We start from the raw sequence: 13,384 nt of genomic DNA, 5'->3' as shown, positions 1-13,384 counted from the left end.
GGAATGAGAAGCGTCATGAACATCGAACCCGTGATCCCGACGATCAAGAACTCGCCCGAGCAGTTCACCGGAGACGTCTGGGTTGATCCGATCGTCGCCCCTCATGACGCCGATCAGCGGATGACGGTCGCCACCGTCCGCTTCGCACCCGGCGCTCGCACCGCCTGGCACTCCCACGCCCGTGGCCAGTACCTGCGGGTCATGCAGGGCACCGCGTTGTGCGGCACCCGCGACGGGCACGTCGTCGCAGCCCACCCGGGACAGACGATCTACACCCCGCCAGGCGAGGAGCATTGGCACGGCGCCACTCCGGACTGCTGGATGGAGCACCTGGCAATGCTCGAAGCCGGCGACGACCCCGCGACCACCACGACCTGGCTCGAACACGTCACGGACCAGGACTACACCACCGCCAGGCAAGCGGGAGGATGACCGGAGGCAGGAAATGACTGACAGCAAGGTTTGGCTGATCACCGGCGCGGGCCGCGGCATGGGCGTGGACGTCGCGCAGGCCGCGCTCGCGGCCGGCAACCGTGTGGTGGCCACTGCACGCGACGCGGCGAACGTCACCGCGGCAATCGGCGAGCACGACGACCTGCTCGCCGTCTCGCTCGACATCACCGACACCGACTCGATCGACGCGGCCGCGAAAGCGGCGATCGATCGGTTCGGTCGTATCGACGTGCTGGTCAACAACGCCGGCAACTTCCAGGCCGGCTACTTCGAGGAGATGAGCCCCGAGCAGTTCCGGGCCCAGATGGAGACGAACTTCTTCGGACCGCTCAACGTCACCCGTGCGGTGCTGCCGGTGATGCGTCGGCAGCGCTCAGGTCACATCGTCACCATCACTTCCACGGCCGGCATCGTCTCAGGAGGATTCGGCAGCGCTTACGGGGCGTCGAAGTTCGCGCTGGAGGGATGGATGGAATCGCTGCGGGAAGAGGTCGCGCAGTTCGGCATCCGGGTCACCGCCGTCGAACCAGGCTTCTTCCGCACCGAGCTGCTCGTCGAGGGATCATCAACACTCTGGCCCGCGCTGTCGATCGACGACTACGCAGACACGGCGGCCACGATCGACGGGTGGAAGTCGATGAATGGCAAGCAGAGCGGCGACCCTGCGAAGCTCGCTGCCAGCCTCGTGAAGGTTGTCGAACTGGCCGAGGCACCCGCGCGGTGGGTTGCCGGGGCCGACGCGGTCCAAGCCGTGAAGCACAAGGGCCAGACTCTCATCGACCAGGCCAACGCGCACCTCGACCTCTCCACAGCGCTGGACCACGACGACGACGCCGACGTTGACTAAGAACCCTGCCAAGCGGTCACTCAGCGGCGACGCAACGAGCCGACATCCTCCGGGGATCATGAGATCGGGACGCGCTGCGCGACGCGACGATGGACCACGTCAAGATCCACTCTCGCGCTGGGCGACTAAGCCCGGAAGGATCACACCATGGAACACACCCGCCTCGGCCGCACCGACCTCGAGGTCAGCCGCATCGCGCTGGGCTGCATGAGCTACGGCAACCCCGTCACCGGGCTGCACCAGTGGACCCTGGACGAGGGCGCATCCCAGCCGTTCTTCCGCCAGGCCGTCGAACTCGGTGTGACGTTCTGGGATACCGCCAACACCTATCAGGCTGGCAGCAGCGAGGAGTTCGTCGGCCGCGCCATCCGGAAGTACGCCCGCCGAGAAGACATCACCCTCGCCACCAAAGTCTTCGGAAAGATGCACGACGGCCCTACCGGACAGGGTCTCTCGCGAGCGGCGATCCTCGAACAGGTGGACGCCTCACTGCAGCGGCTGGGCACCGACTACATCGACATCTACTACATCCACCGGTTCGACCCGGACGTCCCTGTCGAAGAGACCATGGAAGCGCTCCACGACACCGTCGAAGCAGGGAAGGTCCGCTGCCTCGGGGCGTCATCGATGTACGCGTGGCAGTTCGCCAAGCTGCAGACCGCGGCTGCGGTGGGCGGGTGGACGCCGTTCACCGCGATGGAGGACCAGTACAACCTGCTCAAACGCGAAGAAGAGCGCGAGATGATCCCGATGTGCCTCGACCAGGGCGTCGGGCTGACCCCATACTCCCCCCTCGGAAAGGGATGCCTCACCAGACCGTGGGGCGTCCACACACAACGGGCTGAAACGGACGCGGTCGCCAAGACGTTCGACTCACCCGCCGACGAACCCATCGTCGACGTGGTGCAGCAGATCGCCGAGGACCGCGACGTCCCGATGGCGCAGATCGCGCTCGCCTGGGTTCTGCGCAACCCCGTCGTCGCAGCACCGATCGTCGGTGCCACCAAGGAGAAACACCTCGCCGACGCGGTCGCCGCCCTCGACATCGTCCTCACCGAGGAAGAGGTCACCCGTCTCGAAGAGCCATACATCCCCCAAGACCCCTACTGGTACTGAGTTCCATCGAGCACGCCACGGCGATCAGCAACGGCGCTATCCCCGCTCTACCGTGGGACCGGATCCTGTCCGAGGTGCCGCGATCGTGAAGAGTAGGGCGGCAAAGCCATGGCGCGATGCCCGAGTTGCTGAGGTGCGCACCGGACAGGATCGAGTTGACGAGCGCCCACACCGTCTGGCACCGAACCTAGCCATACCCGGCGAGGTGTCGGTCAGTCCCGGGTCGACCACGTATACGCCGATCCCCTCCGGAGCCAGTTCGACGTGGGCTTTGACGGCCAACGCGTGCACTGCCGCCTTGGAAACTGCGTACGAGGCTGCGCCCGCATTCACGGGGATCCCGAACTGCGGATCGCCGTGCGATCCGCCGCCGCTGCCCACGATGATGACGACCGCGGCGTCGGCGCGCCGTAAGGCGGGCAGGAAGGTCTGAAGAGTGCGCCACGTCCCGATCACGTTGACAGCCAGCAGATGGTCAACCGAGTCGAGGTCGGCGTGCGAGGCCACCTCGTCCCATGGCGCGAACTCGGCGGCGTTCGCGACAAGCAGATCAAGCGCCGTGGTCGAGTACTCCGCGGCTACCCGCCGCATGTCCGCGCTCGACGAGATGTCCGCGGTCAGGAAGCGGCTTGCGTCGCCTTCCATGCGTACCCAGTCCGTGGGTGGCTGACGACCTAGAGAGTCCACCAGCCACCCTTCCCTAAGAAGCCGCTCCGCGGTCGCGGCTCCAATACCTCGCCGCGCCCCCGTGACGACGGCGCGGAGCCGCGCATCCTGCATCGTCCCCATGGTGATCCCTTGCGGCCGGGTTGCGTGCTATGAGTCGGAAGCCGCGGCGTCCGCGACCGGATGCTCGATCTCGGTATGGCGCGACCGGTCGGTCGGAGAATCAGCCCGTAGCTTGATTGTGCTCAAAAGCCCGGCGGCCAGGAAACCTGCGGCCGCATAGGCGGTCCATGAGGTTGCCAGGGCCAGGGCTGCACGGGCCTCGTCCGCCGCATCAGGGAATCGGATGGAGAGTTCGGGCATTGCGGTGCCGGCCGACCCGACGACGGCGGAGACGATCGCGTCCGACCCGGGGACGCCGTCCAGGCGGCGTTCCAGATCTAGCTGCAGCACCGTGAACAGCAGCGTGCCCAGCAGCGCGATGCCGAGGGCCGAGCCGAATTGCCGTGCGGTGCTCTGCGTTCCGGAGGCCTGGCCGGAGCGTCCGACGGGCACTCCAGCCAGTGCGACGTTGGTGATCTGTGCGGTAGCAAGCCCAATGCCGAATCCGTAGACGGCAAGCGGGATCACGATCGCCCACCATGGCGTGTCGGTTGAGATCACAAGACCCAGCGCACCCAATCCGATGATCTCCAGGACGATTCCCATCCGAACGGACGTGATGGGGGTGATACGGTCCACTGTCGCACTCGCGAGTCCGCTGGCTCCGAAGGACCCGAGCGCGAGTGCGAGAAGCACCACTCCGGTCTCGAGTGCGGTGTAGCCCAGAACGTTCTGCAGCCACAGCGGGAGGGCCAGAATGATCCCGAACTCGCCCAGCGACACGATCGCCGCCACGGTCGTCCCGTTGCGGAAGGACGGAATGCGAAACAGCTCGGGCGCGATCAGGGTGGGCTTGGATGCTGCGGCGCGGCGGATCGTACGGATCACGAACCCCGCGATAGTCGAGGCCGAGATCAGCAACGCGAAGACGATGGGTGACAGAATGAACGGCCACTCCAAGGCCCCGATGCTCGGAGCATCCTTAGCGAACCACCACCCGTCGGTGCGACCTTCGATGAGCGCGAACACCAGCGTGCCCGCAGCGATCACGGACAGCACCGCACCCCCACCGTCGATCCGGGTGGGCAGCGCAGACTTCGACTCGCGGACGAACACGGCAACCCCGACCACGATGACGATCGCGATCGGAATGTTGATCCCGAACGCCCACCGCCAGGAGAACGAGGTGGTCAGCCATCCCCCGAGCAAAGGCCCCACCGCGGCCATTCCCCCGATAGTGGAGCCCCAGATCGCGAAAGCGATCCCCCGCTCGCGACCGGTGAAAGTCGAGTTGATCAGCGACAGGCTCGCGGGCAGGATGGCGGCGCCGCCGAGTCCTTGGATGAGTCGCGCGCCGATGAGCCACGCACCGGAGTCGGCGAACGCCGCGGCAACACTGGCCACCGCGAACACCACCACGCCGAGAATAAGCAACCGCCTGCGTCCAATGTTGTCGGCCACTGCACCGAAAACGAGGAGGAAGGACGCGAAGACGAGGGTGTAGCTCTCCTGGATCCACTGGACTTCCGTGGAGGTTATCCCGAGGTCTTTGACGATGGAGGGGATCGCGACGTTGACGATGGTGGAATCGACGATGATCATCGCCACCGAGAGGCTGATCGCCACCAGACCCATCCAGCGCCGTGAGTTCGAGTCCGAGCGAATCGCTAGTTTATCTAGCTTTGTCACGAGGGTGACAGTAGCCCATCGCGACTCCATTAGCTAGTTTATCTAGCGATATCTGCCTTCACCTGGGAGCTGGGCCGATCGCGGTGCTGCTGTCGAAGTCGCTCGCGATGGCGAACTGCGGAATCGTCCGACCCCGCGGCATCACTCTCCGGGACGAGACTCCCGCTCGCTCACCCGCGCCTGGTGCTGAGGAAGATCAACATCCAAGCCTCCAACGGCGTCATCCACACCATCGACCGCGTCCTCTCAAGCCGACGCGCCAAGCGCCCCACCGCCGTGACACTCCCCAGCATCGCAGCGGTCGCCCTCCTGCGCGCGGGGACCACTCGCCTATCGTCAGCAGGCCGACTGACGTTCTGACGATCCGGCTGCACTCAGCCCGACCCGCAAAGCGATGACCAACAGGACACAACCCGACTGTCGCTCTTACCCGGTGGCGGCCAGTGACGAGTCGCCTGAAACGCGCAAATATGCGAGCTCTGCTCGGCACTTCTTCGACGTCCCACAAGGGCGCCGCCCACATCGACTGTTGTCCCGACGTGAAGTTGTTGCGGTGATTCCAACGAAGGTCGCCAACGCCGATGTCGTTGTCGTGCGTGGCGGTCTCAGGGGTTCAGGACGACCTTGATGCAGCCATCCGTCTTGTTCTGGAACGTGTCGTACAGGTTCGGGGCGTCCTGCAGCGGCGTGTGGTGGGTGACCAGATCCATGACCCCGAGTGGACCGGCGGCGTCCTCGACCAGGGGGCAGCAGGTCGTCGATCCACGGCTTCACGGTGCACTGTCCCATCCGCAGCGTCAGCTGCTCGTCGAACATCGTCTTCATCGGCAGGATGTCGGCGTCGCCTGCGTACGCGCCGCTGAGCGAGACGGCGCCGCCGCGTCGCACCAGGTCGATCGATGCATACACCGCGGCGAGCCGGTCCATGCCCGCGCGGTCCATCAGCTTCTGCGAGATCGGGTCGGGCAGCAGTCCGACGACGGACTGCGCGAGCTTCACCCCCGGGTTGCCGTGCGCCCTCCGGGCCCACTGCGTCGATCACCGAGTCGGCTCCGCGTCCATCGGTGAGATCGCGCAGCTCGTCCACGACGGTCTCGGTCAGATCGTAGGTGAGCGCGCCGTATGTTCGGCCATCTCGCGGCGCTCTGGTTCCGGGTGCATTTTGCGTGGTCGGCGTGGCAATGTTCTGTAGCCTCCTCGGTGGCGGTTTCGGCGTCGACATACTGCTCGCAGCTGATCGAGGAAAGCGCTGATGCTCGGAGGCTCACGCTGGCAGTCGTGGACGAGACGGGAATCCTGGGTCTGCTGCTGGGCTCCGTGAACGCGACGTGTGCTGAACACGCCCGCCGTCCGGTGCTCGTCCTTCACTTATCCGCGACCGAGCCACCCCATTCCCGCTGACTCTGACCGGTGCCCAGACCACCGCAAGTTGCCGTCACGGGACCTTCGTCCTCACTTACGGCGACTGGTCGGAGCTTCACTGGAACCACAGCCGTGATACGGCGCAAGGAGAAGATGGAGATGATGTCATGAACAAGACCGACGACGCGGTCGTCTCAGCGCTCAGCGAAGAGGAATGCTGGAACCTGCTGGCGCGCCGGCAGTTGGGTCGCATTGCTGTGGCCGTTGACGGAGAGCCTGACATCTTCCCCGTGAACTACGTGATCGACGGCCCGCGAGTGTTGTTCCGCACGGCGCCCGGCTCAAAACTCGCAGAGCTCACGATCAACCCGCAGGTCGCCTTCGAAGTCGACGAATACGACGACACGTCCGCCGCGAGCGTGGTGCTGAAGGGGATCGCCAGCCGTCTCGAACTGCAGCGTGAGATCGACGCTGCCGATGCGCTTCCACTCTCTCCGTGGATTCCGACTCTCAAATACCGCTGGGTGCGGATCGCCCCGGTCTCGATCACGGGCGTCCGGTTCGAACGCGGCCCAGAACCTGACCGCTACGTCGCCTCGGCGAATGACGCGTGGACCTGACGCGGTTCGGCCACCTGATCACCGTCACCTGTCTGGGGTCCGCCGCGGTTATGGCGCTGTCCGTCCGTTCAGGGTGCCCAGGATCTCGGCGGCTTCGGTCGGGTAGAAAGCGTGAGTCGCCCTGTTGATCGGCACCCAGCGAATGGGGCTCCCTTCGTGACGCCAGGTTCCTCTCGGAATTCTCGTCGCAGGGCGGCCTCGGCTGTTTGCCGAACTCAATGCCGGAGGTGTGCGGTTCGGATGATGAGCGAGCGCCGAAAGAGTCGCAGCCGGTCGGCCGCGAAGAGCGAGGACCCGACCGGTGGGCTTGTCGGTCAGGACGTGCGTCGTAGATTCGAACAAGGTTGCCCCAGACCCCGGTGGACTCCACTCGAATTCGCGGATGCGCAAGGCTGGAGCAGCGGTGGCAAAGTTGAGATTCGGCTCTCCGGAGCACTGTTGTGAACTCGACGATCGCACCCTCGCGCATCTGGCGGTCGTCATCGTGGACGAGTTGCGCCGGAACGACGGATTCCCGTTCACGTTTCAGGACGATGTCGGCGCCACCACGGTGTGGCTTTTCTCTCAACGTCCCACTGGAGTTCGATTTCGATGACCCCGCGGCGATGGGTGTCTCCATCAACCGGGACTGGGTGGACGCGCTGCAGCGTGCCGCGCGCACCGCCCACGGTCTCCGCCTCGTGGCCGAGCCCGTCAGCTCCCCCGTCACCGCCGGGTCCCCCACGCGATAACACGCCAGCACGACGGCGTGACGACCCTGACACCCTCTCCCGAGGTTGCGAACGCGACGTGCGCCCGACAGCGGCCCGGGGTTCGACCAGGCGTCTCATACGAGGGTGTCGTTGAAGTTGGAAGGACTGACACTTCAGCCTCGCCGCGACTCCAGGTGATGCCTCCCCTCGTCGTCGCGCGTTAGCGGGAGTCCCAGCGGAACCAGCGGATTCCGATGAAAGTGAACACCAGGACATACCCCGCGCAGGCCAGCAGCGCGTACGTTTGTTGGTCGCTCCACGGCGTTGCGCTGAGCACGCCGGCGAGGAGCGTCAGGAGAGCTCCGACGCGTGACCATGCCGTGATGGATTGCATGACGTCGCGGAGGATCCCGGTTGTCCCGAGCAGACCGAGGAGCACGAGGATGGTGAACAGGATCCGGCCGATCGCGTTGACGGCGTTGGTGGAAGGCACCAACGCCACGAGAGCTTGTCCGATCGACAGGAAGACCGCGGCGCCGAGGACGGCGATCGCGGGCACGAGCCCGTATTGGGCGGCATTGATGGTCAGACCGTGGAGGATGGCCCCGACGACGACCACGATCGCGGAGGCCACCAGGGCAGCGGCCAGTTGGACGCAGAGCCGGCTCATCATGATCGTCCAGGTCGGGGCGGGGCTGACACGCAGCCTCTGCAGCACGCCGGCGTCGCGATCGTGCGCGAGCGCGAGGGAGTAGCCGAGCAGGGCGGACAGCAGCAGTCCGAGCGTCAGAGCCAGGGCCACGATCCCTGCCGCCCCGCCGAGTCGCGGCGCATTTCCGAATGTCGTGGCCACGAGGATCACGATCGGCAGGAGGATGCTCAGCACCGTCGAAACCCTGTTGCGGAGAAGCACAACCGTGGCAGGCCACGCTGCCGGAGATCGTCCCCGGAAAGAGCTCGGCTCGGCCACCCGGCTCGAGATGGTCGGGGCCAACTTCGGTCGCTCGGTCGGACCCGCCCTCGCCGGCCGACGCGACTTTGGTGAACTTGGGGTTGACTTAACCTGCGCTGAATCGCGGTTTCGTTGGGTGCGGGTTGTCGTTGATCAGTCGGCCCAGTCGGGAGTCTCGGCTGTGGTTCGGCTGGCGCCTCTCCAGATGGTGTGCATCTCGGAGCCGTCGACGTTGGCGACCCGCAGCTCGTTGTGGTCCCATCCGCCCTGGTACCACTCGAATACCAGCTGTGAACCATCGGGTGACCAGTCGGCGTTGAATGCGTTGGCGTCGGGAGGCACCCCGAACAACTCGCGGGGTTCGCCACCACGGGCCGGCACGACCCAAAGGGACTGGTTCGACCCGCCCGAGACCGCGCGGTGGAAGAGGATCTGATCGCCGTCGGGCGAGAACCGTGCGGGACCCGGCAATGGGATGTCACCACTGATGCGCACAGCAGTGCCGCCTTTGACACTCGTGACGAACAGGTCGCCGGTCATCGGATCGCCCTGATCGGAGGCGCTGGTGACACGCATGTAGACGATCTGCCGTCCGTCCCCCGAGAAGGATGGGTAGTCGTCGTAAGGGAGGAGAGCCTTTTCGGCGTTCGGCGGTGTGATCGTCGTGGCCGCACCGCCACTTACCGGCGACACCGAGAGGCCGACAGCGTGACCGTCGAGTGGCATCGACGCGGCGTACGCCACCAACGCCCCGTCGGGTGAGACAGCCGCGTCGGCGCTGCCGGCAACGGCATCCGGTGCCACCGGATCGGCGGCAGCGTTGTGATAGTCCGCACGCCAGAGCACCCGGCGGCCCGGCGTGGGCTCACTGTCGTAGACGAACGCGTCACCACCCGCGCAGGGTGGACGCGACTTCATTTCGTCGCGGCAATAGAACGTGACCACCGATCACCTCACCGTCGACCGTGAACCGAACCACCCAGCAACTGAAAGGACGCTCGACAGAGGGCGGGAACACCGCCGCACTCGCACGCCATCTGGCATACTAATGTCCGCTCCGGGCTAAGTGGTTCATGGTTCACCTGATCTTGTCCAGCGATGCTCTCGCTATTGGATCTGGGGACGGACGCCGGCCTGTATGCGTGTCGCTCAGTTGTCGTGGTTCACGATGTTGAAGACATTGCCGTCGGGGGCACGGACGAAGAATCGATGCACGCCCCAGGGTTCATGGGTCAGCGGGTACACGATCTCGTATCCGCGCTGCTTGACCTCCTCGTAGGCCGCGGTGACGTCCGGCGTCAAGATCGACGCGACCGGATCCACCTGTGCGGATGCGTCCCGCGTGACGAGTTGGATCCGCACCGTCTGGTCGTAGGCGCTGGGCTCGGAGGCGGAGAATTGTGCGACCCACCCCAGATTGAAGTCGTCCGTGCTCAGTCCGAGGAATTCCGTGTAGAACCCTCGCGCAGCAGGAATATCAGCGACATGCAGATCGGCGAGAACGCGAATGACTTCCATGCGGCCATGCTCGTCGCCGGTGGAATGTCTGTCGAGTCCACAAGCAGGACGGTCACACCGGGACCGCTCGGAAGGCAGTCCTCCAGAGGGCACCGTGCGTGACGCATCGTTCACGTCGTGTGGCGCATGGATCACCTCGACTGATTGAGTCAGCGACGATCCCTCTGGGTGCGAATCGACTTGTGTTCGCGCTCGGCAGCCAAGGTGAACGCAGGCGGGTAGATTCGCCTTGTGTCGCAGCGGATCGACCCGACCTGGCGCGTACTCGAGAGTTACTCAACGCACGACGGTTTGCGCTGTGTCGATCTGTTCGAGCGCCCAGACGCAACCTTCGGCTTCGAGCGCTTTCGTCGTGATCCGGAAGATCTCGGGATATGGACCGCGCTCGGAAACGACTCGGCCATCATATTCAGCGACGTCGAGTCTGCACGGAGGGAAGCCGCACGACTCTCGCCAGACATCTTCGATCGCTGACCGTCCTTCCGCATTCGCGGATCCCTCTGCGGGCATCGTGCGCTTGAGTGCGTTGTGCTCTGTCGCAGGCGAGATCCACTCGGCCGATGGGGTCGTTGACCGTCGACTCTGGGGCGGTTCGCCGTTGGGTCACCTTGGGATCTTCAGCGGGTGAGTGCCGTCGAGCGTGTGGAACGCCCGGTTCCCGACCCTCACTCGCGAGATGGTTGCAGGGAACCGGGCGTTCACGGCGGCGATAGGGCAGCCGCTGACTACTGTTCGATCGGCTGGGGTTCGGTTGATTCGTGTGCCTGGATGGTGGACTTCGACGCGCTGCCGGCGACTTCGATGCGGCGCGGGCGGGCCTTCTCGCTGACGGGGATGGTCACCGAGAGGACGCCGCTGTCGTAGGACGCGCTGATCATGTCTGTGTCGATCCCCTGGCCGAGGTTCAGCTGCCGCACGAATGTGGCTGCTTCCCGTTCGCGGGTGATCCACTTGACGCCCTCGCCGGAGGTGAGGGTGCGTTCGGCACGGATCGTGAGCAACTGGCCGTCGACGTCGATATCCACGGAGCCCGGGTCAACACCCGGCAGGTCCGCGGTCAGGACGTAATGGTCGCCGTCACGATACAGGTCCATCGGCATCCGGCGCGGGCCGCGGCGTGCGTCGAAGAGCGTCGACGCAAGGCGGTCCAGGTCACGGAACGGGTCGTAACTTGCCATGAGCTTTTCTCCTAACGTGTTCGCCCCGGGGGTTCCGGGATCCAAATCGATAGTTGAGCCAGCACGACTCAACCATCTCCAAGATTAGCACTCACCCCATGAGAGTGCCAACGGTGCGCCGTCATCGATCCGGGTAGTGGCGTTGGCCGGCGGTGGTCCCTGCGTGATCGTGAAGAGCCGGCCGGACCACGTCTGCCAGGGTCAGGCGGCGGGCAGGTGCGTCGTGATCTGCCGTGCGGAGCGAGTCAGTCGTGCCCAGGCGTGGAGGCTATCTCCAAAGGGCGACATTTAGGGCGGGCGTGTAGCCGGCGCCCTTGAACACTGCCCGATCGCCTCCTAGAATCCCGCAACGAAGGGAGCGATCTGACATGGATGGACCAGATCTTCTCGCGGCACGACTTCTCCGCGCGATGGTCGCAGACGATGTCGATGCCGTCAGTCACCTCGTCGTCGAAATCGAAGACAGCAACTACGCCGGTCTCGTCGCCACAGGACTCGCACAGTCCTACATCAGCGAAGTGCTGAAGACAGCCAGACGCGAACCGCTCCTGCGTGCGCTCGAAGCGCGGATCCTCGAACTGACAGACGGCGCCGAGGAAACAAACGACAACTCGGCCTGATCACCCCTCGACCATCCCGTCCCGCCGAGTTGCGCCTTGTGTGGTGGAATGCGGTTGAATCCGCGGGCCAAGTGGGCAGCGATGCCGCGCGGAACCGAGGAAGGCCGAGTGATGGACGAGGTGCTGTCTTGGCTGTTGCAGAGCGAGGAGCCTTCCGTCCGGTGGAGGGTGCGCACCGGCGTTCTGGGCGAGGCGGACGACACGCGATCGGTACGTGCGTTGCGGGACGAGGTTCGCCGGTCGCCGCGGGTGCGCGCGATCGTCAAGGGGGCAGAGGGCATGCGCCCCTACGCGAAGTGGAAGGGTCCTCATTGGGCCCTGCTGTCGCTGGCCGGATTGGGGTACCCCGCGGGTGATTCCGAGCTCTCCTCGCTGCGGGATGCGGTGCTCGACCACTGGCTGGCCCCGCGCTACATGAAAGACGTCGATGTCTCGCGCGCGACCAAGGCGGCGGCGCAGGCGGGGGTGGTCCGGATTGCGGGTCGGGCGCGTCGGTGCGGGTCACAGCAGGGTGGAGCCTTGCTGGCAATCGTGCGGCTGGGGATCGATGATGGCCGGGGTGCAACGCTCGCCGGGCGCCTGCGCGAATGGCAGTGGCCCGACGGTGGGTGGAATTGTGACGTTAGCCCGTCTGCGGCCATGTCGTCGGTGAACGAGACGCTCCTGCCGATGCGTGGATTGAAGTCGTACGCGGACGCTTCGGGTGACACGTCCGCGGCGGACACGGCCCGGGGTGCGGCAGAGGTGCTGTTGGAGCGTCGCGTCGCATGGCGGCGGTCGTCGGCTGAACCCATTGCACCGGACGTGATGAAGACTCACCACCCGGTCTACTGGCACTACGACTTTCTCGCGGGTTTGATCGGCCTCATGGAGCTCGGACTGCTCGCTGACCCTCGCTGCGGCGACGCCCTGGACTACCTCCAGTCACAGCGCCGACCGGACGGAGGCTGGGGCGCGGATGTGAAGTACTGGCGGGTCAGTGACGACGGGTCGAACATCGAGTCAGTGTCGTGGGGACCAGTCTCACGGCAAGTATCGAATGAGTGGGTCACCTGTGAGGCGCTCACGGTGCTGGCGGCCGCCGGAAGACTCTGACCCAAAGCCGGTCGCTCTATCTTCAGTCGGGAGTTCCCGGGGCCGACCCGTACGCGGCATCCCGGCCGACGAGGTCGGCCTCCCGCCGCTGAGCGAGGCCGAGCAGGAGGCCGTGGCGCGCGAGGCAGACCGGCTCGCAGACGACCCGGACGCACGCCGTAACCTCTGAGACGCCGTCCCGGACGCCCGTTCGCTAGCCGGTCCTGTTGCGGGCGCGCGTCCCGGGCTGCTCGCCGTGGCCGTTGATCGGGTTCCGTGGGGCAGCGCCGCTGACCTCAAACCCACCACTCCACGCGACGTTCCTGCCGGTTCCTCAGCCCGGGCCGTTGGGATGGGTGAGATCGTAAGCGCGAGAAACCTTGTGGGGGACGACCATGCGCCAAGCGTCGACAACGAGCTCGCGAGCCTCGGTCGGGTCCAGTGACGCAAGATCTGCGTGGACCCAGTTGAAGCGCAAGTCAGACGCCGACGGCA

Annotated in this window: 14 protein-coding genes; 8 read left to right on the top strand and 6 right to left on the bottom strand. The window is 65.5% G+C overall.

The annotated features are described in order from the left end of the window. Window positions 1-15: 15 nt before the first annotated feature. The 3 genes from ABD212_RS13970 to ABD212_RS13960 all read left to right on the top strand — a co-directional run bounded on the left by ABD212_RS13970 (window position 16) and on the right by ABD212_RS13960 (window position 2,416). Window positions 16-432 carry a (R)-mandelonitrile lyase gene (locus ABD212_RS13970; RefSeq protein ID WP_344095661.1) on the top strand — a complete coding sequence of 139 codons (417 nt, stop codon included), beginning with the start codon at window positions 16-18 and terminating at the stop codon, window positions 430-432. A gap of 13 nt (window positions 433-445) precedes the next feature. Continuing rightward, the gene (locus ABD212_RS13965) at window positions 446-1,300 is read left to right on the top strand and encodes an SDR family NAD(P)-dependent oxidoreductase (RefSeq protein ID WP_344095659.1); all 855 of its coding nucleotides are present in this window, start codon (window positions 446-448) and stop codon (window positions 1,298-1,300) included. A gap of 147 nt (window positions 1,301-1,447) precedes the next feature. Continuing rightward, window positions 1,448-2,416, top strand: a complete 969-nt coding sequence (locus ABD212_RS13960) for an aldo/keto reductase (RefSeq protein WP_344095656.1) — start codon at window positions 1,448-1,450, stop codon at window positions 2,414-2,416. Between the two features lie 36 nt (window positions 2,417-2,452). Here the strand turns inward: ABD212_RS13960 and ABD212_RS13955 are convergent, their stop codons facing one another. Further along, window positions 2,453-3,196, bottom strand: coding sequence for an SDR family oxidoreductase (locus ABD212_RS13955; RefSeq protein ID WP_344095936.1), 744 nt, complete (start codon window positions 3,194-3,196; stop codon window positions 2,453-2,455). A 36-nt stretch (window positions 3,197-3,232) separates the two neighbouring features. Then, window positions 3,233-4,819, bottom strand: a complete 1,587-nt coding sequence (locus ABD212_RS13950) for a DHA2 family efflux MFS transporter permease subunit (RefSeq protein ID WP_344095934.1) — start codon at window positions 4,817-4,819, stop codon at window positions 3,233-3,235. A 1,583-nt stretch (window positions 4,820-6,402) separates the two neighbouring features. Between ABD212_RS13950 and ABD212_RS13945 the strand changes: the two genes are divergently transcribed. Together ABD212_RS13945 and ABD212_RS13940 are read left to right on the top strand one after the other, a co-directional pair. Next, entirely contained in the window at window positions 6,403-6,855 is a 453-nt protein-coding gene (locus ABD212_RS13945) for a pyridoxamine 5'-phosphate oxidase family protein (protein ID WP_344095654.1), read from the top strand. Window positions 6,856-7,237: 382 nt separating this feature from the next. Next, window positions 7,238-7,450, top strand: coding sequence for a DUF7882 family protein (locus ABD212_RS13940; protein WP_344095652.1), 213 nt, complete (start codon window positions 7,238-7,240; stop codon window positions 7,448-7,450). 317 nt (window positions 7,451-7,767) lie between these two features. Here ABD212_RS13940 and ABD212_RS13935 read toward each other — a convergent pair whose 3' ends face one another. From ABD212_RS13935 to ABD212_RS13925, 3 genes are all read right to left on the bottom strand, one after another. After that, a complete protein-coding gene (locus ABD212_RS13935) occupies window positions 7,768-8,460 on the bottom strand; it encodes an ABC transporter permease (protein WP_344095650.1) in 693 nt (230 codons plus the stop codon). A 192-nt stretch (window positions 8,461-8,652) separates the two neighbouring features. After that, a complete protein-coding gene (locus ABD212_RS13930; protein WP_344095648.1) occupies window positions 8,653-9,444 on the bottom strand; it encodes a TolB family protein in 792 nt (263 codons plus the stop codon). Window positions 9,445-9,648: 204 nt separating this feature from the next. Beyond that, complete coding sequence (locus ABD212_RS13925; RefSeq protein ID WP_344095646.1) at window positions 9,649-10,017, bottom strand: VOC family protein; 369 nt, start codon at window positions 10,015-10,017, stop codon at window positions 9,649-9,651. 231 nt (window positions 10,018-10,248) lie between these two features. Between ABD212_RS13925 and ABD212_RS13920 the strand changes: the two genes are divergently transcribed. Continuing rightward, window positions 10,249-10,491 carry a hypothetical protein gene (locus ABD212_RS13920; protein ID WP_344095644.1) on the top strand — a complete coding sequence of 81 codons (243 nt, stop codon included), beginning with the start codon at window positions 10,249-10,251 and terminating at the stop codon, window positions 10,489-10,491. A gap of 251 nt (window positions 10,492-10,742) precedes the next feature. Here the strand turns inward: ABD212_RS13920 and ABD212_RS13915 are convergent, their stop codons facing one another. Then, window positions 10,743-11,195 carry an Hsp20/alpha crystallin family protein gene (locus ABD212_RS13915; protein WP_344095932.1) on the bottom strand — a complete coding sequence of 151 codons (453 nt, stop codon included), beginning with the start codon at window positions 11,193-11,195 and terminating at the stop codon, window positions 10,743-10,745. Between the two features lie 368 nt (window positions 11,196-11,563). Here ABD212_RS13915 and ABD212_RS13910 point away from each other — a divergent pair, with 368 nt between their 5' ends. Together ABD212_RS13910 and ABD212_RS13905 are read left to right on the top strand one after the other, a co-directional pair. Further along, on the top strand, window positions 11,564-11,815 hold the full coding sequence (locus ABD212_RS13910; protein ID WP_344095642.1) for a hypothetical protein: 252 nt from the start codon (window positions 11,564-11,566) through the stop codon (window positions 11,813-11,815). Between the two features lie 81 nt (window positions 11,816-11,896). Beyond that, a complete protein-coding gene (locus ABD212_RS13905) occupies window positions 11,897-12,910 on the top strand; it encodes a hypothetical protein (protein WP_344095641.1) in 1,014 nt (337 codons plus the stop codon). The last annotated feature ends 474 nt before the right edge of the window (window positions 12,911-13,384 follow it).

The organism is Microbacterium deminutum, assembly GCF_039530205.1.
Classification (GTDB): Bacteria; Actinomycetota; Actinomycetes; order Actinomycetales; family Microbacteriaceae; genus Microbacterium; species Microbacterium deminutum.
This window is presented reverse-complemented; position numbering and strand designations above follow the sequence as displayed.